This is a genomic window from Sporosarcina sp. E16_8, assembly GCF_017347095.1.
Taxonomy (GTDB): Bacteria; Bacillota; Bacilli; order Bacillales_A; family Planococcaceae; genus Sporosarcina.
The window spans coordinates 1-23208 of sequence record NZ_JADPRZ010000040.1; the positions used below are offsets into that span (position 1 = coordinate 1).

19 protein-coding genes are annotated in these 23208 nt (G+C 41.5%); 7 read left to right on the forward strand and 12 right to left on the reverse strand.

What is annotated here, in order from left to right:
* Nucleotides 1-803 precede the first annotated feature (803 nt).
* Complete coding sequence (locus I2484_RS16585) at nt 804-1136, reverse strand: DUF3889 domain-containing protein (protein ID WP_346014211.1); 333 nt, start codon at nt 1134-1136, stop codon at nt 804-806.
* 395 nt (nt 1137-1531) lie between these two features.
* Here I2484_RS16585 and I2484_RS16590 point away from each other — a divergent pair, with 395 nt between their 5' ends.
* Nucleotides 1532-1972, forward strand: a complete 441-nt coding sequence (locus I2484_RS16590) for an NUDIX hydrolase (protein ID WP_207152168.1) — start codon at nt 1532-1534, stop codon at nt 1970-1972.
* A 115-nt stretch (nt 1973-2087) separates the two neighbouring features.
* On the forward strand, nt 2088-2639 hold the full coding sequence (locus I2484_RS16595) for a histidine phosphatase family protein (RefSeq protein WP_207152169.1): 552 nt from the start codon (nt 2088-2090) through the stop codon (nt 2637-2639).
* Between the two features lie 400 nt (nt 2640-3039).
* On the opposite strand, the gene I2484_RS16600 is transcribed toward I2484_RS16595, so the two are convergent.
* The 6 genes from I2484_RS16600 to I2484_RS16625 form a co-directional block, all read right to left on the reverse strand.
* On the reverse strand, nt 3040-3264 hold the full coding sequence (locus I2484_RS16600; RefSeq protein WP_207152170.1) for a hypothetical protein: 225 nt from the start codon (nt 3262-3264) through the stop codon (nt 3040-3042).
* 18 nt (nt 3265-3282) lie between these two features.
* Nucleotides 3283-4740 carry an NCS1 family transporter gene (locus tag I2484_RS16605; RefSeq protein WP_207152171.1) on the reverse strand — a complete coding sequence of 486 codons (1458 nt, stop codon included), beginning with the start codon at nt 4738-4740 and terminating at the stop codon, nt 3283-3285.
* Nucleotides 4741-5032: 292 nt separating this feature from the next.
* On the reverse strand, nt 5033-6295 hold the full coding sequence (preA, locus tag I2484_RS16610; protein ID WP_207152172.1) for an NAD-dependent dihydropyrimidine dehydrogenase subunit PreA: 1263 nt from the start codon (nt 6293-6295) through the stop codon (nt 5033-5035).
* Between the two features lie 12 nt (nt 6296-6307).
* The gene (locus tag I2484_RS16615) at nt 6308-7651 is read right to left on the reverse strand and encodes an NAD(P)-dependent oxidoreductase (protein WP_207152173.1); all 1344 of its coding nucleotides are present in this window, start codon (nt 7649-7651) and stop codon (nt 6308-6310) included.
* A 29-nt stretch (nt 7652-7680) separates the two neighbouring features.
* Complete coding sequence (gene hydA / locus I2484_RS16620; RefSeq protein WP_207152174.1) at nt 7681-9084, reverse strand: dihydropyrimidinase; 1404 nt, start codon at nt 9082-9084, stop codon at nt 7681-7683.
* Nucleotides 9085-9147: 63 nt separating this feature from the next.
* A complete protein-coding gene (locus I2484_RS16625) occupies nt 9148-10395 on the reverse strand; it encodes a Zn-dependent hydrolase (protein ID WP_207152175.1) in 1248 nt (415 codons plus the stop codon).
* Nucleotides 10396-10590: 195 nt separating this feature from the next.
* On the opposite strand from I2484_RS16625, the gene I2484_RS16630 reads away from it, so the two are divergent.
* From I2484_RS16630 to I2484_RS16645, 4 genes are all read left to right on the forward strand, one after another.
* Nucleotides 10591-11760 carry a PucR family transcriptional regulator gene (locus I2484_RS16630; protein WP_207152176.1) on the forward strand — a complete coding sequence of 390 codons (1170 nt, stop codon included), beginning with the start codon at nt 10591-10593 and terminating at the stop codon, nt 11758-11760.
* A gap of 25 nt (nt 11761-11785) precedes the next feature.
* Nucleotides 11786-13336: a PucR family transcriptional regulator gene (locus tag I2484_RS16635; RefSeq protein WP_207152177.1), complete on the forward strand. Its 1551-nt coding sequence runs from the start codon at nt 11786-11788 to the stop codon at nt 13334-13336.
* A 405-nt stretch (nt 13337-13741) separates the two neighbouring features.
* Complete coding sequence (locus tag I2484_RS16640) at nt 13742-15103, forward strand: aspartate aminotransferase family protein (RefSeq protein ID WP_207152178.1); 1362 nt, start codon at nt 13742-13744, stop codon at nt 15101-15103.
* A 22-nt stretch (nt 15104-15125) separates the two neighbouring features.
* Nucleotides 15126-16646, forward strand: a complete 1521-nt coding sequence (locus tag I2484_RS16645; protein ID WP_207152179.1) for a CoA-acylating methylmalonate-semialdehyde dehydrogenase — start codon at nt 15126-15128, stop codon at nt 16644-16646.
* A 463-nt stretch (nt 16647-17109) separates the two neighbouring features.
* Here the strand turns inward: I2484_RS16645 and I2484_RS16650 are convergent, their stop codons facing one another.
* The 3 genes from I2484_RS16650 to I2484_RS16660 all read right to left on the reverse strand — a co-directional run bounded on the left by I2484_RS16650 (nt 17110) and on the right by I2484_RS16660 (nt 21000).
* A complete protein-coding gene (locus I2484_RS16650) occupies nt 17110-18408 on the reverse strand; it encodes an MFS transporter (RefSeq protein ID WP_207152180.1) in 1299 nt (432 codons plus the stop codon).
* Nucleotides 18409-19163: 755 nt separating this feature from the next.
* Complete coding sequence (locus I2484_RS16655) at nt 19164-19577, reverse strand: universal stress protein (RefSeq protein ID WP_207152181.1); 414 nt, start codon at nt 19575-19577, stop codon at nt 19164-19166.
* 13 nt (nt 19578-19590) lie between these two features.
* Nucleotides 19591-21000, reverse strand: a complete 1410-nt coding sequence (locus tag I2484_RS16660) for a SulP family inorganic anion transporter (RefSeq protein WP_207152182.1) — start codon at nt 20998-21000, stop codon at nt 19591-19593.
* A 120-nt stretch (nt 21001-21120) separates the two neighbouring features.
* On the opposite strand from I2484_RS16660, the gene I2484_RS16665 reads away from it, so the two are divergent.
* Nucleotides 21121-21684, forward strand: a complete 564-nt coding sequence (locus I2484_RS16665; RefSeq protein WP_207152183.1) for a recombinase family protein — start codon at nt 21121-21123, stop codon at nt 21682-21684.
* A gap of 229 nt (nt 21685-21913) precedes the next feature.
* Here I2484_RS16665 and I2484_RS16670 read toward each other — a convergent pair whose 3' ends face one another.
* Entirely contained in the window at nt 21914-22552 is a 639-nt protein-coding gene (locus I2484_RS16670; RefSeq protein WP_207152184.1) for an O-methyltransferase, read from the reverse strand.
* Nucleotides 22539-22874, reverse strand: a complete 336-nt coding sequence (locus I2484_RS16675; protein ID WP_207152185.1) for a hypothetical protein — start codon at nt 22872-22874, stop codon at nt 22539-22541. Before I2484_RS16675 ends, I2484_RS16670 begins: the two co-directional genes overlap by 14 nt.
* Nucleotides 22875-23208 lie beyond the last annotated feature (334 nt).

Sequence of the window (23208 nt, forward strand, 5' to 3'; positions counted from 1 at the left end):
TGTACTTAAAAAAGGCATTAGTTTCGGAACTTGTCTTTCCATGGTTATTTCATTCACAGCTTACAAGTCAATCGGTTGGGCAATTATACATGGTTGTTTGAGCTGGCTCTATGGTGCATATTACTTCATTAAATATGCACCTAGTTTGTTCTAGATAGTTATGGGTATCTGTGTGACAAACAGTCGTGATTGAATAAGTGCCCATCACTATAAAACTGATCGTCGAAATTCTGTCATTCAACCATAAAACCATAACTGTTAGAAAGCTTCCATATTCGAAGATAGTCGTGAAGGTTTAGACATTCACGATTGTTAGTTACAAAGCGTACCATAAACTTCATTCACTCTTTTGGAATACCACTCTGACCAGTCCAACGCCTAAATAAATGGGCTTTCTTGTTCGGATAATTTTCTCGACAAAAAAGGATCGATCGCAACCTTGGCTGCATCGATCCTTTTCGGGGATTCAAGCTTTTTCCACAGTACCTGTACAACCTGTTTCATTATATTTACCAACTGTAGCGTGATTGGTTTGGCTTACACTGTTGCCGGTTGAGCAGGCAGCTTTTTCGAACCATTGGCGCAATCTTGTTTGCTAGCCTTTTTCAACTATCGCTAATGATTCAACTAGTAACATGAACTCAATGCAAATGAGAGGGCTGAGCAATAACTCAAAAAAGCTGTTTAACATGGATTTCACCTTTGTTAAACAACTATTTGAAAATTCCTGACGTATACTCGTCCTCATTAAGATTTTAAACTGATAAGGATATCGCTAGTAAACAGACACTTATACGCGTAGTTTATCTAGAGGTTTCTTGTAGATCAATCGTAATCACTTGTTCCGTTTTTGTCATAAACTTAATTCTTACAAAAACACCGAATTCCTTGTCATCCTCTTTTAACCATAGCTTAAACTTTTCAATTGTTTCATCTTTTTGAGATTCGCTTCCTTCATGCAGGTAGTCAATCACTTTCGCATTGGGGTATTTAGCTTCGGTTTCTTTTATCGCGAGCCTCCCCCACTTAGCGTAGGCTGGTTGTTCTTCTTTCGCATGAAGAATCGTTGGGATATGTATGGATGCTGCATTCACTAGCATAAAAACCCCAAGTGTCATACACATTTTCCGCATCATAGAACTCATCTCCTTTTCGATAGGATGAGTCATTTTCTAAAAACTACTCTATACCGATTACACTATATTGAAAAACCTCACTACTACATGCAAGATTGTACTTGCATTTTTTTAGGGAATAGATAAAAAGATGGAACACTTCAAATAACACGGGAATTAACACGATTTCAGGCGGTAGTTTCGCCATAATTTAAGTAACAAATAGCACCGTTAACCGCAATGCTATTTTTGTTCTCTTGAACTAGACGAGTGTCCAAGAATTCGATATCCAATTATCGAAAATTAAAGGATCTATAAGATAACTCTGCTATACTAAAAGCAGGGTAAATAAGTCGAACTATTCCACGAACGGTCCAGATTGCAGTAGACAAAGTTGAATTTCAGGAGGCTGTTTTATGTTTGTAGTAAATATAGAAGGGGCTATCCATTGTAAGGGTAAGTGGCTTCTAATTCGAAGAAGTGAAAAGGAAGAACATGCTGGAGGCTCTATTTCACTAGTTGGCGGAAAGTGTGAAATCGAAGGAAATTCCTCTGATATACTTGAACGGACCTTAAAACGGGAAATTTTCGAAGAAGTAGGAAGTGAAGTGACGGCTCTCAGATATGTAAATAGCTCTTCTTTTGTTACTGAATCAGGGATAAATGTAATTGATGTCGTTTTTTTATGTCAGCATAAAACAGGAGAACCATATGCTAAAAGCACGGAAGAGGTTGATGATGTTATTTGGATGACCACTTCAGAAATTCTTGCTCATGCGGAACTTCCTGTATATCTAAAGAAAAACATTAAACTAGCAGAGAACATACTAAAACAAGATAGTTTGTATGTACCATAAAACTTTTAAGTTGCTTTTTCTACAACCTTAAGTAAAAATGATTTTCTACTAAAGGGTGCCAAAACAGCATTTATGACTTGCATTCACAAATAAGTTCGATTTTGGGGTGATTCGGTTGAAAAAAATATATGTGATACGTCATTGTAAAGCCGAGGGTCAGTCATCTGAATCGCCACTCACTGCAATAGGCATTAGACAGGCGATTGAATTATCTGCATTTTTCGATAATGTTAAAGTTGAACAGATAATTTCGAGTCCCTACAAACGTGCCATTCAAACTATACAACCACTTGCAGAACGGTTAAAGCTTGAGATTGAAATTAATAGCCAATTAAAAGAACGTGTACTAAGTACCGAACCGTTAGAAGATTGGCTTCAAAAGTTAAGTGAAACTTTCGATAATCACGACTTAAAATTTGAAGGTGGAGAGTCTAGTGATGAGGCTGCAAATCGGATCATAGGAGTTGTAGAAAGTATTTTTAAAAGCAAGTTTGAAAATACAATCATTGTGACACACGGGAACTTAATGTCTTTGCTTTTAAATCATTACACTAAACAGTTCGCATTTGATGAATGGGCAAACCTTAGTAATCCTGAAATATACCTTTTAAATTCAGATAGCAGCGGGGTAATTTTTGAACGGATAAGGAATGAACTAACGGAATAAAAGCGATATTGCCGTGTGCCGCCACGATTCAAGTATATGAGTAAAAGGTATCAGGGTCTAGAAAGCCTTTGTGCGTATGGGCTGAGAATTATGAAATAAACTCTTTTACCTAAAATAAATGCTAAGACATCTTTTCTACTTAATGAACAGCTATACTAGAAGAAATGCGTTGGCAAATATAACGAGATGAGATAAATCGAGAACCATTGCACCAACAAAATACCGATTCGGTTTATTTTACTTCGCAGTGGTTTATTTACTGCTGTACCGTTTGAATCAACTTTTTACCTGCTTTACCGCAATTGCTCTTACAACCAGTAATTGAGCAGGTCGCACATAAAAGCACAACATTAAAACTCTATTCTAGAATGTAATAGAATAGAGTTTTCACCACTTCATATTAAATTGACATACCTTCTTGCAACAGCGTTTGTTCTTGGAGCTTTGCCGCAAAATATTTACGCGCATCGGCTGTCAGAATCTGCAAACAAACCTCTTCTTCCTGCCGGTTAAACTCGACAAACATCCCGCTTAAATTTTCATACACATAATGGACTTTAAAGCCCCTATCTAAATAGTCATCTACTTTTTTCATTTCATCCTTGCTTAGTAAATGATCCGACATACACACACCTCGCTTTTCTTATTCAGCACCTTTTGTTTCGATTTCTTGCACGACGATATCGTCCCAATCGTGGCCAACTGTAATACCTAAATACTTGGCATCACTAGGATCGTCTAGTTCGGCTTGCGGGTATTTTTTGAACCACCAATATTTCGCTAAGACGTAGTACACGAGTGCCCCCACGAAAAAGCCGACCAATGAAGAATACGTTGGGAACATATTCGCTAAGACACCACCAATCACCCAAGCGATTAACCCCGCTAAGTTAAAGCCATTCATATACTTATATTGGCCGTCTAACTCGTACAGATCTTTTACGTTCACACGACGTTTACGGATTAAATAATAATCGGCGAATAATATCCCCACAATTGCTGTTAAAATACCGCCAATGATTAATAGCGCATCGACTAAGACGCCAAATAAGCTCCACGGCTGTGCTAAAATCCCAATAACCCCCGCGATTATTACAGCAGCCCCGAATGGCACTTTTGGTCCACCAATGTTTGAGAATATCGTTGCTGCAGGAATAACGTTTGCGGACGTGTTTGTTGACCATTGCGCTAACACAATCATTAGCAATAAAATCCCTAACACAATTCCACTTGCACTTTGCTGCAAGGCATTTATCGGATCAGCAGATGCTACTGCCATATAAGCCACTGCACCTATGGTTACGATAAATGTATTGGTAATCGGCATCACGATCAAAGAGCCAACTAACTGCGTCTTATTACGCTTGAACCAATTGCGTTCATTTTTTGGTGCTTTAAAGAAGCGGGATAGTGTTGGCATATCAGCTGCTAACGTTGCCCAGAACCCCATGTTCGCCATCATCACAACCATGAATGCTGTAAAAGCTGCCATTCCTGTTGTCGGTAACTCCATCCAAGTCCACACATCTTTGCCTGAAGCCGTAGCTTGATCCGCAAGAGTAATGTACATCCAGCACGATATTAAAATAATAACCGGCGCAGCAAAATCCGCAAAGCGCTCAATGGATTTAATGCCGAGCGATGTGTTAAATAACTGTAATGCCGCAAAAACAAGGAAGCATATAAACCAATTATTAAAGTCGAATAATAAATTCAAAATCCCATTGATGGCCATTGCACCAAAATAGGTGTTAAGCCCGAACCAACAAGCAGCTGTCACCCCACGAACGAGCGATGGTATATGCGTGCCAATTGTGCCAAATGGGGCACGCATATAAACCGGGAAGGACAAACCGTGTTCAATACCAATATCACCGATTAACGTCATCAATATGCCGATTAAAACGGAACCTATCAAAGTCGCTAAAATGACCATCGGCAATGACAAACTCATAATACCTGATCCACCAATTGCAAAGGCGGCTAAAACGATGGCCATTCCAATCCAAATCACTGCAAAACCAAATGTCCCTATACTTCTTTTTTGATGTGCCACTGGAAGTAAATCTGGTGATTTTAAATAATCTCCACCATTCGCCATTCATGTCTCTCCCTTATAGTAGATTTCCAGTTAACAAAGAAAAGCGGAAGGCGCTGTTTAAGACGCGACAGGCATAAGTCGATTCAGCGACGTGGCGGTCTTTGCCACATAGCTGGATTGCTTATGACCCGAGCGGCTTGCGCCTGGAGTCTAGACACTGCCCCAAGTCTAAAAATGTTTACTTTCTCATCTTTAAACAAACAATTGACCTTTTTTTATACTCCTGGGGATTAGTGTCCCAGATGAAACCCCCGGTAAACGCACAGCCAGAACGGAAACCCACCCTACTTCTTTATCGAGCAAAACTGCTGATAATTGATTGGCGTTCGTTCCAAGTCATTGGCGCAATAGTGGACATTCTTTCGACCATCGAAATCGCACCTTCTACTGGGCATACAATTGCGCATAAATTACAGCCTACACAATCTTGTTCACGCACCTTTAGCATCGGACGACCACTCTCTGTGTACAGGTCAATACATTGATGTGCCGTATCTTCACATGCAATATGGCATTTATTGCAATTAATACAAACTTCATTATTAATTTCAGCAACAATTTTGTAGTTTAAGTCTAAATCACCCCAGTTAGAATAACGTTGGACCGACTGACCGACTATATCCATCACCGAGGCAATGCCTTTCTCATCCAGATAATTATTAAGCCCATCAATCATATCTTCGACAATACTAAATCCGTGGTGCATCGCTGCTGTACAAACCTGTACGCCTGTTGCACCCATCAGCATAAATTCCGCAGCATCCCGCCAATTTGAAATCCCACCAATGCCTGAAATAGGTACATTGACAAAAGGATTTCGAGCACATTCTGCGACCATATTTAGTGCAATCGGCTTGACAGCAGCACCGGAATATCCGCCATGTGCCCCTTTCCCACCGACATGCGGCACCGTATTCCATGAATCTAAATCGACACCCGCTAGGCTGTTAATCGTATTAATCATACTAACCGCATCTGCGCCGCCACGCACAGCAGCTTCTGCCGTCACCGTAATATCCGTAATGTTTGGCGTTAGCTTGACGATAACAGGTGTACGTGCAACTTCCTTCGCCCAGTACGTTTGCTTTTCAACCAATTCAGGGACTTGACCAGATGCAGCCCCCATTCCTCGTTCCGCCATCCCATGTGGACAACCAAAATTAAGCTCAAGGCCATCAACTCCCACGGCTTCTACTTTTTTGACAATCTCATGCCACTTTTCCTGCTTTGGCTCTACCATTAAGGAAGCGATAATGGCATGATTAGGAAACCTTTTTTTCGTTTCAAGAATTTCCTGTAAATTAACCTCTAACGGACGATCCGTAATAAGCTCAATATTATTAAAGCCGGCTACTCTCTGTCCGTTATAGCTGACAGCCGCAAAGCGCGATGAAACATTCAAAATTGGTTCGCCCAATGTTTTCCAAACCGCGCCACCCCAGCCCGCTTCAAATGCACGTTGCACTTGATAGCCTGAATTAGTCGGTGGTGCCGATGCTAACCAAAATGGATTCGGTGATTTAATCCCCGCTAAGTCAATTCGTAAGTCTGCCATGCTTCATCCCCCCTATGCGATCTCGCTCGGTTTTCTTAAACGCTCATGAATGATGTAAGCAGCATCTTTCCCTTGCTGTGCAGCTGTTACCACCATTGCTTCCCCTTGGCCATTGCCGAACACGACATCTCCACAAGCAAACACTTTGTCATTCGATGTTTGCATAGTCGTTTCGTCAATGTCTACCACTCCGTTCGTATGCTGTAATCCAAACGATTCAATGAGGGAGACAAAGCGCGTTTGGCCAATTGCTTTAATGACCGCGTCCACCTCTATCACAAACTCAGATCCTTTGATTACTTCAGGTCGTTGCCTGCCATCTGCACCCGCCTCGCCGAGCTTCATCTTGACGCATTCAAGGCCCACTACTTTCCCTGCATCATCTCCGATAATTTGTTGCGGCGCTGTCAGCCACTTAAATCCAACGCCATCCTGCTTGGCAAATTCATATTCAAATTGGTAGGCAGTCATCTCTTTTTCTGTTCTTCTATAAAGAATGTCCACTTGTTCCGCACCTAGTCGCACAGCACAGGTTGCACCATCGATGGCTGTGTTACCAGCACCGATGACCGCAACACGTTTACCGACTAAGTCTTCTGTCAGTGCACCCATTTTCGTATGCTTTACAAACTCAATGGCATCATGAACGCCAGCTAGTTCCTCACCTTTAATGCCAAGATTAGGCACGGCCCCCATACCAACCGCTAAAATAACGCTGTCATATTGCGCTAAAATTTCCTCAGCAGAAATATCCACACCTACTGTTGTGTTTGTTTTAATGTCCACACCAAGCTTTACAACTTGCGCCACTTCCCAATCCACTACATCATTCGGTAATCGGAATGACACGATGCCGTAGTTGCCCAAGCCACCAGCCTTTGCTTCTCCTTCAAAAATAGTGACACTATAGCCGAAGCGACTAAGCTCACGCGCTGCCGATAAACCAGCTGGGCCAGCGCCAACAATCGCTACTTTTTGTCCATTTGGTTGACCTTTTTTAAATAGCTCGACGTCTGATTCCATCGCCCAATCTGTTGCATAGCGTTGCAAGTGTCCGATTTTAATAGGCTTTGTTGAGGAATTTAACACACATGCCCCTTCACATAATTCCTCAGTCGGGCATACTCGCGCACAGCTTGCACCAATCGGATTGGCCTCCATAATTGTCTTGGCCGAACCTAACATATTACTGGAAGCAATTTTTTTGATGAAACTTGGAATTGGAATACTTGTCGGACAAGCTGTAATACAAGGTGCGTCATAGCAGTACAGACAGCGATTAGCCTCTTCTTGTGCCTCATTTTTTGTCATCTTGCTAGTCATTTCCATAAAGTTTTGTTCGAGTTGCGAAGTCATTGAAACATTCCCCCCTCATGGATTGATGTTTACACGTTGATTGTTTGTGCAGTTGTCGGCTGTAGTGCACGCTTGATATATTGGCCGCTGCCTACTGCTCCTACAAATTGTTTGTTTTTAATGACATATTCACCACGCACAAGGACACTTATAGGCTGTCCTGTCACTTCCCAGCCCTCATACGGGTTGTAGTCGACATTCATATGGTGGGTGTTCGCTGAAATTTCACGTTTTACCGTAGGATCAAAAATTACGATATCCGCGTCAGAACCAATAGCAATCGTTCCTTTTTGTGGATATAAGCCGAAAATTTTTGCGGCATTTGTCGAAATCATATCGACAAAGTCATAGATGGAAATTCGCCCTTTCGCTACACCTTCAGAAAATAAAATGCTAAAACGATCTTCGATAAACGGTCCACCATTTGGAATTTTAGAAAAGTCATTTAACCCTAATTGCTTTTTCCCGTTAAAGTTAAATGAACATTGGTCCGAGCCAATTGTTTGCAGTTGCTTGGCTTTTAACGCATTCCACAAATGCGCTTGATGATATTTCGGGCGAAGTGGTGGAGACCAAACGTATTTTGCCCCCTCGAAGCCTGGCTGTGCTAACGCTGACTGATCGAGCGTTAAATAGGGTGGACATGTTTCCCCATACACGTCATAGCCCTTTTCACGCGCTGCGATAATTTCATCTAGTGCCTCTTTGCACGTCACATGTACAACATAAAGCTTGGCTCCTGCGATATGCGCTAGTTCAATGGCCCGTTTCGTCGCCTCACCCTCTAATTCTGCGGGACGCGTCAGCGCGTGATAAATTGGCGCAGTCTGACCAGCTTGCTTGGCCTCCTCTACTAATTCATCGATGACTGAGCCATTTTCACAGTGCACCATGACAACAGCGCCAATGTCTTTTGCGATTTTAAAGGCTTTGAACAGTGTACGATCTGTCGCCTGGAATTCTTTCGCGTAAGCCATGAACACCTTGACAGACGTAATCCCTTCCCTCTCTAGTAACAACGGTAACTCGGCCTCTGTTTCAGGCGTTAAATCACCTATCATTAAATGGAAACCGTAGTCAATGGCTGATTTGCCCTTTGCTTTTACATGCCACTTTTCCACAGCCGTCGCAAGTTTTTCTTCACCCGCAGATAAGCAAAAGTCTAAAATCGTCGTCGTCCCACCGAAGGCAGCCGCAATTGTACCCGACTTCCAATCATCGTCTGTCACTGTGTTGTTGAACGGCATATCCAAATGCGTATGCGGATCAATTCCCCCAGGCATCACGTATTTACCCGTTGCATCTACAATTTCCGCTCCGTCAGCTGATAAATTTTTTCCGATTTGCATAATTTTACCGTTCTCTATTAAAATATCTGCCTCATACATATCTGAAGCTGTCGCAATGAGTCCACCTTTAATCACTTTTTTCAAGCTACCCTCACCCTTCCATTAATGAATGTGAAATTTAGCGAAATCTATTAATATGCTGGCTCATCATGAGTTTAGTGTGTATTTTTCGCCCATGCTGAACTTCGTTTGTAGTGTCAACACGGTGGCCAGTAACACGTCTGCACCCTTTGCACAGTCTTCAAATGTCGTTTCTTCCTCCTCACAATGACTTTTCCCCTTGATACTCGGAACAAAAATCATTGCTGAGGGGATGAAGCTCGCGATATACTGCGCATCGTGCCCCGCCCCACTGAACATTCTATGGAAGGAATAACCAAAGTCACGACATGATTTTTCCACTTCATTGCAAATAGCTGCCTCAAAAAACACCGTCTCCCGCCCCCATAGCTTGACCGAGCGAATGTGGCAACCGTTTTCCTCTGAAGCTAAACCCGTCAATAGCTTCTCCACTTTGCGCATCACCGCTGGATTTTGATGACGCGAATCCATGGTAAACACTACTTCGTTCGGAATGACTGTATGAATATTAGGCGCCACGTGCATACGCCCAAATGTGAACACAAGCTCTTCATCGATTTTGCCCAGCTGCTCATGCAAAGTCGAAATTATACGAGACGCCACAATCATCGGATCTTTACGCATCGACATCGGTGTTGTGCCAGCGTGATTTGATTCACCTGTCACGGTAATTTCATAACACACCATGCCTAAAACGCCTTCGACCACACCAATTTCACGTTGCTTTTCTACTAATACCGGTCCTTGTTCAATATGCAACTCAATATAAGCAAGGGCTTCTGTTAACCGTTTTCCTTGATCCCCCGCGTAACCACTCGCCTGTAATGCTTCTTGAAAAGTAATGCCCTTTTTATCGACAGACTGTAGCATTTTTTCTTTACTGAATTTTGAAGCAATGACACCTGAACTCATCATAGCTGGATCGAAGCGCGCACCTTCTTCATTCGTAAAATTTACAAGCATTAATGGGATCTCGAGCTCAATGTCGTTTTCCTTTAACGTTCGTATCGCCTCTATTGCTGTTAAAATACCTAAGACACCATCAAACCTGCCGCCTTTTTCAACCGAATCTAGATGTGATCCCATTACGATTGGTGGGCAATCTTTTTTTCCTGGTAGCATCGCATAGATATTTGCCATATCATCTACTTGAATATCCATGCCTAACTCCATGCATATTTCACAAAAATAGTCTCTCGCTAATACATCCTCTTTTGAAAGGGACAAACGGGTTACGCCCCCATTGGCAGTTGCGCCGAATTGACTAAATTTTTCAATTAACCCCTGCAATCGATTACTATTACATTTAAACATATGCAAGTCCTCTCTTTCACAGTTATTAAAAAGTGTTTGTTTTTGAAGATTACAAATTTTGAATTATTAAAAAGTTGTTGTTTATGAAAATTATATAATAGAAAGCATTTGGAAGATATGGGTATAAAGCTAAGAAAGTATGTGCAAGTGCACAATATGTATGGTACGTTATTTGTATAATAAGGGGGGGCTGTTATGGGAACGATTGGCAAAATCGTAGAGGGGGCTCTATTCCCGATGCTGACATTAGTAGCTGGACAAAGCGGTATGTATCGAAGAGTTACAGGTATTAACGTAGTAGAAAGCATTGATTTAATCATGTTTTGCCGCCCAAATGAATTAGTTGTGACAACAGGTATTAACTTTCCACACCAAAATACATCCTTAGAACAACTCGTTAAACTGGCGTACACTAAAAATATAGCTGGTTTTATCGTGAATACGGGGCCATATATTCCTGACATTCCTGAATCGGTCATGTCGTTTGCCAATGAGCATGAATTGCCCATTTTTCAAATGCCTTGGGACCGCCGTGTAGCCGATCTTTTAAAAACGACATTTCAATTTATCACCACTCACGAGCAAGAACACTCCACCGAAGACCAAGTCCTTTACAACTTACTGTTTCACTACAAACAGCACGTCGATTCCACAAGGCAAAATTTAACCCAACTTGGATTTCCACAAGGCGCAGAATTGGCCATCATCACTTGTACAACAACAGATGCACACAGCAGCATTGACCGTTACGAGGTCCTCATTCAGCTCGCATTTCGAAATAGATATAAACGCTTTTTAAGACTCAAGCACAAAAATCAACTCATCTATCTCATCAACCGAACACAAATCACTACATCCAATAGCCCTTTCTCAAAAACAGTTGAAGACATCTACGACAAAATCACTCAGGAAAACGATAGCTTAAATGTCATCATTGGCAAAGGGAATTTTTATGAAGACTACGAAAACATCCATAAAAGTTACGAGGAATCACTCACCGTCATTCAATTAGCACAGCTGCACAACAACCGCTTCTTATATAAATACAAAGAAATTGGAGCCTATAAAATTATTATGGGTGTGCAAAATCGGACATTAATTGAATCCTTTAGTCAGGATATACTTGGACAGCTTTATCGATATGATGATTTGCACAACTCCGATTACGTGTCATTTTTACGTATTTACCTTGAAGAAAACGGCAGTACGAGTAAAATTAGTGAACGTTTATTCATTCATCGCAACACTGTCCTATATAAAATCAAAAAAGTAGAACTTCTATTAGATATGGACGCCACCAACCCTTTTACAAAAACCAATTTATATATGGCCTTTTTAATAGAAGATGTGTTGACGCATCAATAATTATGCGTGATAGGAGGAGGAAGTTATGAATGGATTTTCACTCACTGTAGCTGATGTACTGACGAAAAAGTTATTCAGTAGCGCAAAGCTTCTTGCTGGTGCAGAGGGGCAACTCAATGTCATCAAATGGGTGCATATCGTCGAAAATATGGATGCTGCCAAATTATTAAAGGGCAATGAATTAATTTTGACAACGGGTATTCATTTGAAAAACAATGACGATGACTTCCATAACTTTATTCACCAATTAATTGCATCCAAATCAGCTGGGCTGTGCATTGAGCTCGGTAGCTCCATTCAAAAAATTCCTGATTGCATACAGCAACTGGCGACTGACTACCAATTCCCTCTTATTATCTTTCAACAGGAGGTAGCCTTTGTCGAAATCACCCAAGAAATACACAGCATCCTCATCAATCAGCAATATGGCATGGTGAAAAACCTGGAAAACTACGCTCAGCAAATTAATAAATACACACTTACCGCCAACAATTACGAGCAAATTTTAATGCACCTCTATAAACATCTTGGCTTGCAAGTCATCTTTACATTCAATGGGCAAAAGCCTTTGTTTATTCCCAATATTCAGCAGGACAAGTATGACAAGATGCAACAACAAGCAAGCCCTGATTATGAGGAAAAACATGTTATTCGCTGTGAGGTGAATATTTTCAACCAGTATTATGGGGAGGTATGTTTGTTTTCCCCGCAGCGCGTCGTCAATGAATACGATGCACTTATTTTAGATCGCACGGTTATTGCACTATCACACTATTTATTGCGGGTTTTGTATAGCGAGGAAAAAAAAGCTGTAGAGGATCGTGAAGTTTTAAAGCAATGGTTGAATGGCCTATCCAATGTGGAGGAATTGACACATTTCCTGCAAGACCATCATGCAGATATCACGACAAGTCATTGGCTGGTCATGATACATCAAATCCACAAAAGTAAAAGCAGTGATTTAACGTACTATAAGCTGTTTACGCGCAATGTCTTAGAGAAGTTAGATTTCTATCCGTTTATCATAGAAAAGCAACAACAGCTTATTTTTATTTTAGCGAATTTACGCGCACAAGATACGTATAAGCAACGTATCGAACAAGCCATTACACAAATCCATGATAATCAGCAAAAATATAAATATGCTGACTTTAAAATTTCAGTCGCTGTAGGCAAATACGTCACTCATTTCCAAGCTGTCAATACTAGCTTTCTAACAGCGAAAGACACCTTACACATTCGGTGGAAAGCCCCACAGCTTTCGTATTTTCACGAGGATTTACACCTTCACCATTTAATTTTACAATTACAAAAAAGTCCATATATTATGGACATGATGACCGAATATATACAGCCCGTTATTGACTATGACCGCAAGCATAGTAGTAAATTAGTCGAAACATTAAAAGTATACTTAGACACAAATGGTCAGAAAAAAGACACTGCCGAACGCCTGTTTATCGTTAGACAAACACTGTACCATCGTTTGGAAAAAATTGAGCAACTGCTTGGCCAAGATTTCATGCAAACAGAAAAGCGATTAGCACTAGAGTTAATACTGTTTACCGACAAATAACTATTCCCTTCACTCACCTTATGTGAAAAGCAACTGCCTATTTATTTTACATTGTGTATATTGTTATTTTTCCCGAAAGATTGAATAATAGATTTATAGAACGACACTAGCCTTGCATTAAATCTATCCACCAGCCCTGAATACTCAAATTATTCAGCAACTTAATCCCGTGCAAAAAAAGTACTTTATATTGGCTAAAGTCAGTTGGTATCCCTCCAAATTCAAACGAAAACGAACTTTCGCACAAATGTAATTGTGAATTAAAACCAATTGAATGGACTCACCTCTATTGAAGTGTTTCCCTTTTTGCCTCTGAACCGCGAAATTGAATAGAGCAAATTTTCCATCGTGATTTATGCAACGCTAGTGATAGCTTGATGATACATGAAGGAGTGATGATGTTCGATGACGAATTTAACGAGTCAAAATTGGCAAGTAAAAGATGAACAATATGTATGGCATTCCATGAAGCCCTACAACCCAAACGCAACGACAATCATTCAGAAATCGAAAGGCGCTTGGATTACGGACATTGATGGCAAACGTTATTTAGATGCGATGTCTGGTTTATGGTGTGTGAACGTTGGCTACGGGCGAGAGGAACTCGCCAAAGCCGCTTACGAGCAATTACTGGAAAATGCCTATACTCCCCTATCCGTAGGGCATATTCCTGCCATTCAACTAAGCGAAAAAATCAGCGAATTATTAGGCGATGATTATGTTGTATTTTTCTCTAATAGTGGTTCGGAGGCGAATGAAGCCGCCTTCAAGATCGCACGTCAATATCATCAGCAAAAAGGTCACACAAATCGCACCAAATTCATTTCTCGCTATCGTGCCTACCACGGCAATACGATGGGGGCATTAGCCGCAACAGGGCAAGCACAGCGCAAATATAAATACGAACCGTTAGCACCTGGCTTCATTCATGTTGCACCACCAGATGCCTACCGTGCAAACGAAGATCATATTACAGAGTCCTCTGACCTACCGTCTGTTCAGGCGATCGATAATGTCATGACGTGGGAATTTTCCGAGACGATTGCCGGCGTTATACTCGAGCCTATTATTACCGGAGGCGGCGTAATTATGCCACATGAGGACTATTTACGTGGAGTAAAAGCAGTTTGCGAAAAGCATGGGGCCCTGCTCATTGTCGATGAAGTAATTTGCGGCTTTGGTCGTACAGGCAAGGCATTTGGCTTCCAAAACTATGGCATTCAGCCGGATATTGTCACAATGGCAAAAGGCTTAACAAGCGCTTATATGCCTTTATCTGCCACAGCTGTGCGTCGCGAAATTTATGAGGCCTTTGGAGGAAGCGAGGAGTACGACTTTTTCCGCCACGTCAACACATTTGGTGGTTCTCCGGCGGCTTGTGCGGTTGCACTCAAAAATATCGAAATCATGGAAAATGAAAATCTATTTGCTCGCTCAGAAGAAATGGGTGCAATTATCCATGCGGAACTACAAGAACGCTTAAAGGATCATCCAAATGTCGGCAACATCCGCGGGAAAGGCTTACTGATTGGCATTGAGCTTGTGAGTGACAAATACAGCAAAGCGCCACTTGATGTAACTGCTGTCAACAAAGTCATCGCTTTATGTAAAGAACAAGGGTTAATCATCGGGAAAAATGGTGTCACGGTTGCGGGCTTTAACAATACGTTAACACTCGCTCCACCACTAATTATTTCATTAGTAGAAAAAGATTTGATTGTTGAAAAACTTACGCACGCTTTAAATGAACTACTACCAAAAGCGTGAAACACAAGGGGGAAATGAGTGTATGGTAACGAATACAGAGGTAAAAGAACTAGGCCATTTTATTAATGGTGAAATCGTTGCAGGCAAAAGTGGTCACTTCTCAGATGTTTTCAATCCAAGTTCAGGGGCAGTGATTGCACGCGTCCCTATTGCAACGAAAGAGGAAGTGCAAGGCGCAATTGCAACTGCTAAAGCGGCCTTTCCAGCATGGCGCGCCCTGTCGGTTGGCAAACGCGTTGAAATTGTCATGAAGTTTCGTCAATTGATGACCGCACGTATGGATGCGCTCATAGACATCATTTGTATCGAAAGCGGAAAAACAATGGAGGATGCCAAGGGTGAAATCACACGTGGTTTAGAATCCGTCGACTTAGCCATCAATGCCCCCCACCTATTAAAAGGCGAATACTCCGTCAATGTTGGTGGGAATATTAATGCTTATTCCGCAAAAGCACCACTCGGCGTTGTTGCATCGATTTCCCCATTCAACTTTCCAGTGATGGTGCCACTTGCCATGACTTGTATGGCGGTCGCAGTCGGCAATTCCGTCATTTTAAAGCCGTCCGAGCGCGTGCCATGCTCCGCATTATTTTTATCGGAACTGTGGAAAGAAGCGGGTTTACCAGATGGTGTTTGGACAGTCATCAATGGCGACAAGGATGCGGTCAACGAGCTTTTAGAAAACCCTGCTGTTGAAGCCATTTCGTTTGTCGGCTCGACAGCAGTCGCTGATTATATTTACACAACCGGTTCAAAATACGGCAAGCGCGTTACGGCATTAGGTGGCGGTAAAAACAATATGATTGTCATGCCAGATGCAGATTTAGATCAGGTCGCAAACGCATTTTTAGGCGCGGCTTTCGGGGCAGCTTCCCAGCGCTGTATGGCCATTTCCACAATCATTCCAGTTGGCGAAGAAACAGCGAATAACCTTGTCAAAATACTGGCTGATAAAATCGCGAAATTAAAAGTGGGGCCATACACAGATTCAGACGTTGATTTTGGACCTGTTATTACAAAGCAATCAAAGGACGCAATCATTGGCTTTATCGACCGTAGCCTAGAAGAAGGCGCTACACTCGTATGCGATGGTCGCAACCCAGACATCGCTGAAAAGTCCAACGGCTTCTATCTAGGTCCTACCCTATTAGACAACGTCAAACCTGGCATGGAAGTTTATGAGCAAGAGGTATTCGGTCCTGCTCGTAACGTCGTTCGGGTAGATTCATTAGAGGAAGCAATCGCCTTAACCAATGCACATGAGCTCGGTAACGGTGTTACAATTTTCACGAATAACGGGGCGGCCGCTCGCAAATTCACAACGGAGATTGACGTCGGAATGGTTGGGGTAAACGTGCCAATTCCAATTCCTGTTGGTTATCATAACTTTGCCGGTTGGAAACGTTCTAGATTTGGTGAGGGGCATATGTTTGGGCCTGACCAAGTCCGCTTCTTCACCAAGACCAAAACCATTTCAGAAAAGTGGTTTGAAGAAAACAGCGAATCCGCGTCCACATTTGCATTTCCAAGTAACAACGACTGATGGTGCGCGAAAAATAATGTTAATCTTCAACCAGAGGCGGTTTTCTTCATCCCCCACTGATTGTTAGTTTAACCATTCGGGCAGTTGATCCCCACTTATTCTTCTCGTGATCCCGAAGACTTTAAGTGGGAAGTTTTACTGCACGTTAATGCGGGATAAACTACTAGTCATTCAACAAGTCATCTATAATTTTAAAAACCGAAAATGCTTTTTAGTTAAAACAGGGCACCTCTTGTTCATTATTTCGCAGCGGCCAGGGGGTGATCAAGTTAGTTACTAGTATGTTTGGTTAATCACCAGACGAGTTGTTTTCACACAAAAAATAACACCGGAATCCCGCCGAGGTTTGGTCGATGGATTTCCGGTGTTTTCTATTTCAATAGAATGAGGTGTTAGTCACTTAAACTTTTTACTTTTCACATGTACTAACTGTTGCTGGGTCATGACTTTCCTACTTCTGTCATTAGGTTTTGTCATGTTCTTTTTTCTCTTTATACCGTTTCCAAATAATAAGGGGTATCAACAGCAACGAAAGATACATACCGAGAAAGCCTAAAACAGCATAGCTTGAATAGGCTACAATGATTCCTGACATTACACTGCCTGCTGTTCCAGCTAAAGCAACCCATACATCAACGGAACCTTGTGTTTTTGCACGTGTTTTCATATCAGTTGAATCGATGATGATCGCTGTTCCGCTGATCAAACCAAAATTCCATCCAAGGCCAAGCACTATCAACGCAATTGTCAGCCACAACAGGGAATCTCCTGGAGCAAAGGCTGCTAGTAATCCTGCAATTGATAACGTGACACCCGAAGCAATGACCATAACTGTACGACCGACTTTATCGACTAATAGTCCTGTACCAAGCGACGGCAAATACATCGCCGCAATATGTAGACTTATTACCATTCCAACGACCGTCAGTCCAGATCCATGATTTTGCATATGAATGGGGGTCATTGTCATGATTGCAACCATAACGAGATGAGACAAAACGAGAACCATTGCACCGACAAAAATACCGATTCGGTTTATTTTACTTTGCAGTGGTATATTTACTACTGTACCGTTTGAATCAGCTTGTTTTTCCTGCTTTACAGCAATTGCTTTTGCGACTAGAAATGGATCAGGTCGCAAATAAAAGAACAATGTTAGTCCAGCTACGAGGTACGCCGCCGCTGCTAATATGAATGGACCCGCTAGAGCCGGTATACCTAGCGCCATTGCAAAGTTCCCCATTGGCGTCACTAAATTTGGACCAGCCACTGCGCCTATCGTCGTTGAAACCATTGCGATGCTAATGGCAGTCGCCCGCTGCTTGTCACTGGCCAAGTCTGTTCCAGCATAACGCGCCTGTAGATTTGTCGAAGTCCCTGCACCATAGACAAATAGCGAAATAAATAATAATAACACATTTTCCATAGTTGTTGCGAAAATGACACCTATCGCACCGATTCCCCCCGTGATGAACCCAAGTGACAACCCATAACGACGACCAAAACGCTGCGAGATCCTGCCAACTAAGAATGCCGCTAGCGCAGATCCAAGCGTAAACAAGGCAGCCGGCAATCCTGCAAAGCTCGCAGTGCCTAACATATCCCTAGCTAGTAGTGCACCAACTGTAATCCCAGCTGCAAGTCCCGCCCCACCAAAAATCTGTGACATCACGACAACGAATAGCGAGCGCCGATAGAGCTTTTGTTGTGCTTCTACTGAATCTACGTAGTACGCTAGCTCCAACGGTTCTTTTTTTCTCATATGGAAATCCCCCCTTCACCAACTCAAAGAAACCAATAGGATCGATCTTAAGGCTAGTCAACTAACATACTATCCGTGTATTTATTTTAACACCCTCTGTACACTACAAGGAATTTATATAACAAATCACCACATGTGTTTAGTAACCAGGATCACACACCGGGCGCTGCGTGAATAATTGCTTTTAGTTTACTTTGGATTAAATGACTTCTATACAATTACCGAGATGCCTGGATGTGTGCTGACTTTAGTTTAACGTTTACAATGTTTAGGGATGAGACTTTGTCGCATCCCTGCATAGTTTTTTCGGTAATCATATGGTGGTCCTTCACCCGCCCTGCTCTAAATGCAAAAGTACACAGAGTGCTAAAGCTTTTCGAGACAAAAGAATAGCTGACTTCCTACCTGGAGAAAAGCCGCCAAAGATGCAATTTTGGCGGCTGACGCTTTCTCTATGGTTTTTTCTTTTTTATTTTAAAGAACTGTCACTAGCTATAGAGTATCACGTGATTTAAGATGCATACTCTTTGCTATAAGTAAGCAAGAAAATGGGTAATTAACTGGCGTGACAAATCACCTCTTACGGGATTCAATACCCCATGTAATGACTTATTGTTCTATTAAACAATCCCACCTTGGTACGCATTATGAAGTGGCGCAGCGGGTGAAGTTGTTATTTGTTTGTTCGCGCGGGCACTCAATACTCAATTTCTCACCAGTCATACTCACCATATAGCGCTTGGTATTAATTCTCTTTATTTAACAATTGTAATCGGACAATTCACATGCTTCATTACTTTGTGACTGACGCTACCGAGTACCATTTCTTGAAAAGTGTTTAAGCCGCGACTCCCAATGACAAGTTGGTCAATTTCTTCTAAATTCACATACTTTATTATTTCTTGACTCGGATTCCCTTTTAACATGGTAATCTTCGTCTTCACTCCGACGTCTTTTGCTAGTTCTATGATAGGTTGCACTCTTTGCTCTCGTTTTAATGTTAAGCTTTCTGGGCTTTGTGATAACAGCCGCTCATCTTTCGCCTTATTATAATCCGACACATAAATAACTTCTAAATGCGCCTCAGGTAAGTATTGCACAAGCGTAATAGCATGTTTTGCTGCACGTAAAGCATTTTCTGACCCATCAATTGCTACAGCAATCTTCATGTAGATCCCTCCCTTATGTTAATCGTTTATACAATTGTTCACTTGAAGAATTTAACCCTTGAATTTGTACCTTCACACCTTTTTGCTCAAGCTTCTGTTTCACTTTATATATTGCACCGACTGCAGATTCATCCCACAGCTGACTATTTTCAAAGTTAATGACGATTTCATTTTCTGTAACATTGTCAAACGACTGAATAAATTTCGTAGTTGATGCAAAAAACAAAGGACCTTTTACGTTATATCCATCCAAATCATGCGTTACTGTCACACGAGAAATTTTTGCAACAAAGAATAGTGCACTTAATATGACACCACTAACAACACCAATTGCTAAATTATGTGTATATAAAATAATAGCCACTGTAATGAGCATAACAAGTGATTCGGATTTAGGCGCTTGTTTCAGAAATTTGAACGAACCCCAATTAAATGTTGTAATACTAACCATAATCATCACCCCGACAAGAACGGACATCGGAATCTTGATAACTACATCGCCTAAAACGATAATTAAAAACAGTAGAAACACACCTGCGGTCAAAGTCGATAGGCGTCCTCGTCCACCTGATTTAATATTGATGATTGACTGACCAATCAAAGCACACCCTGCCATCCCACCGAAAAAACCAGTGATAAAATTGGCGATCCCTTGTCCACGTGCTTCTCTATTTTTATTACTCGACGTATCAGTCATATCATCCAACACTTGGGATGTAAGTAATGATTCCAATAGACCGACAATCGATAAAGCTAGAGCATAAGGTAAAATAATTATTAACGTTTCAAAGTTAAATGGAATATCTGGAAGGAAAAAAACCGGTAGTGAATTTGGCATCGTCCCCAGATCACCTATCGTCTGTAACTTCACACCACTAATGAGCGCAATACAAGTCATAACGACAATCGCAACAAGAGGTGCAGGAATAGCCGTAAAAAATCGCGGAATTGCGTACACTAAAATTAATGTTACAATCGCAAATAGATAGGTCAAACTGCTCGACCCAAGTAAATAAGGCATTTGCGTAATAAAAATCATAATCCCTAGTGCATTCACAAATCCAAGCATGACGGAGTTTGGGATGAAGCGCATTAAATTCGCAACACCAAATCCCCCAAGTATTAGTTGAATAATTCCCGTTAAAATTGTTGCTGCAAGTACATATTGTAGACCGTGATTTGCCATTAAACTGACGAGCACTAAAGCCATCGCACCTGTCGCAGCTGAAATTAAACCAGGTCGCCCCCCTACAAACGAAGTAATGACTGCAATTGTAAATGAAGCATATAGCGCGACACGTGGATCGACACCCACTATGAACGCAAAAGCCAATGCTTCAGGAATGAGTGCCAGTCCTACAACAATACCTGCTAAAATATCGGCACGCACATTCCCAAACCATTGTTGTTTTAAAGTATACATACTGTTCCCCTCTCATGATGTTGAAAATTACAAAAAATCTTAAACCAATGTTAGAATGTTAATAGCATATCATTTATAGTCCCGTAAGTGTATAGTTTTGGGAAGATTGGAGTAAATTAAATGAAATATGGATATATCCGTCCGATTGTCTCGGATCAACAATGCACCCAACAATTAAATGAACATGTTATGGATACATTATTTAAAGAGACACATGGACTCGCCAAGAAAAGAACAGAACTCGAACACTTATTAATGACTGTCCAAAAAGATGACGAACTATACGTCCAAAACATTGTAGTATTAGCCGATTCCCTGCAGGAGCTTTTAGATATTTTACGACTAGCAGAACGCGATCAAATCAATATTCATTTCGTCGATGAACAAGTAACCAATCAATCGATACAAAAGTTTTCACTACTTCAAAGCGCTACTTTTTTTGCGGATTTACAATCAAAATTTCTAAGCCATTCTTCTACATTCTCGCTACAGGCCGCTAAACAGCAAGGGAAATCGATTGGTCGTCCACGAAAAGCAGATGACAATTTACAGCTGGCTTTTGCAATGTATGACAGTAAGAGTTATACGCTATATGACATAAAAGAAACGACCGGAATTAGTAAGTCTACTTTATATCGTTATTTGGATGATCGCTCTACATCATTTTCCGATGACAAAGAGTAGTAGAGATAAACAAAAGATGTTCAGGAATTCTCATTTTGTACAACAACCTTTGTACACTGATAAGATCTTAGTAAAATCGGCTCCTTTGTTACTATTGAAATCATAGGAATAGCTATACACAAACAAAAAAGACCTATCCGATATTGCGAATAGGCCTGTGATTTACGTAGTTTTTTTGTGGTTTAGCACCCCCAATGGAGCACCCGTTAATGTCTCTGTTTGTCTTCTTTTATTTCTTCACTTTTGAAATCGTCAGCCCATCCCCGATTGGAATAAGAAGCGATTCCAGTTTCGGGTGATTGGCTACCGTTTCATTGAATGTTCTCATTATTTCTGTATAGCGTTTAGGGTTCGCCTCCGGATCCACCACACTTCCGCCAGCCAAGACGTTATCCGTCACGATTAACGCACCCGCCTTCGCTAGTCGTATGCAAGCTGCCAAGTAATTTTCATAGTTTTCTTTATCCGCATCGATAAAGAAAAAATCAAATCGCTGCCCATCGTCAACTAGTTGTTCAAGACTTTGCAAAGCAGGCCCCGTCCTATAGGATACTTGATCGCCAAATCCCGCTTTAGCTAGATTTTTGGATGCTAACGTTGCGTACCTCTCCTCCAGTTCAAGAGACGTCAATTCCCCTTCACTCCCAAACCCCCTAGCAAGACAAATTCCGCTATAACCGCCAAGCGCACCGATTTCCAGCACATTTTTAGCCCCTGAAATGGCAACCAGCATCGTGAGCAGCTTGCCAGAAGAAGGAGAAACCGATATGGCAGGCATACCATTTTCCTCAATCGATGCAATCACGCCCTCCAACAGAGCATCCCGCTTCGTAAATACTGTATCGATATAACTGTTAATTTTTTTCATCCACTTCAATCCCTTCCTCATTAACATCTACGGACTGTTGACGAACGTCCATCTCATCCTCATTGATTTCAAATAGTTGAATGAATTCACTAATGACCATGTCAATCGCTTTTAATTCACCGACTAAAATTGGCTGGATTGATTGAAACTCAGGTTGATCTAGCTGCTTTTTAATAGTCGAACGTTTCAGATGCATTCGCTCTAAAAAAGCAATCGCCCTCCCTCTGCGAAAGGTTTTCGCTCCACGCTGATGCGAGCCATCTTCCCCACCGTGGCGTCTACCGTGTTGACGTCCCTCTCTTTTCGCAAGTTCATCTCTCATAATGAATCACCCTCCCTTGTATACATTTGTATACACATCTTCGTAATACCTACTGTATACGAACGTATACAAATCGTCAATGACAATTCATTATGGTCCAATATAAAAAAAGAGAGTCTTACTACACTTTAGATGTAGTAAGGCTCACGCTTTGTACCGTCTTAATCATGTCCCGTTAGTGGGATGAATCAAGGCAGGTTCACTCACCAATTATCATCTGCAGAAAATCATTCCGCATGGCAAATCCATGTCCCTTGTTACCTCATGTAGTGTTAAAATGCAGCATCATGCGAAAGTGTGTATGTTATCAATAGGCTTATCACTTCCACAATTT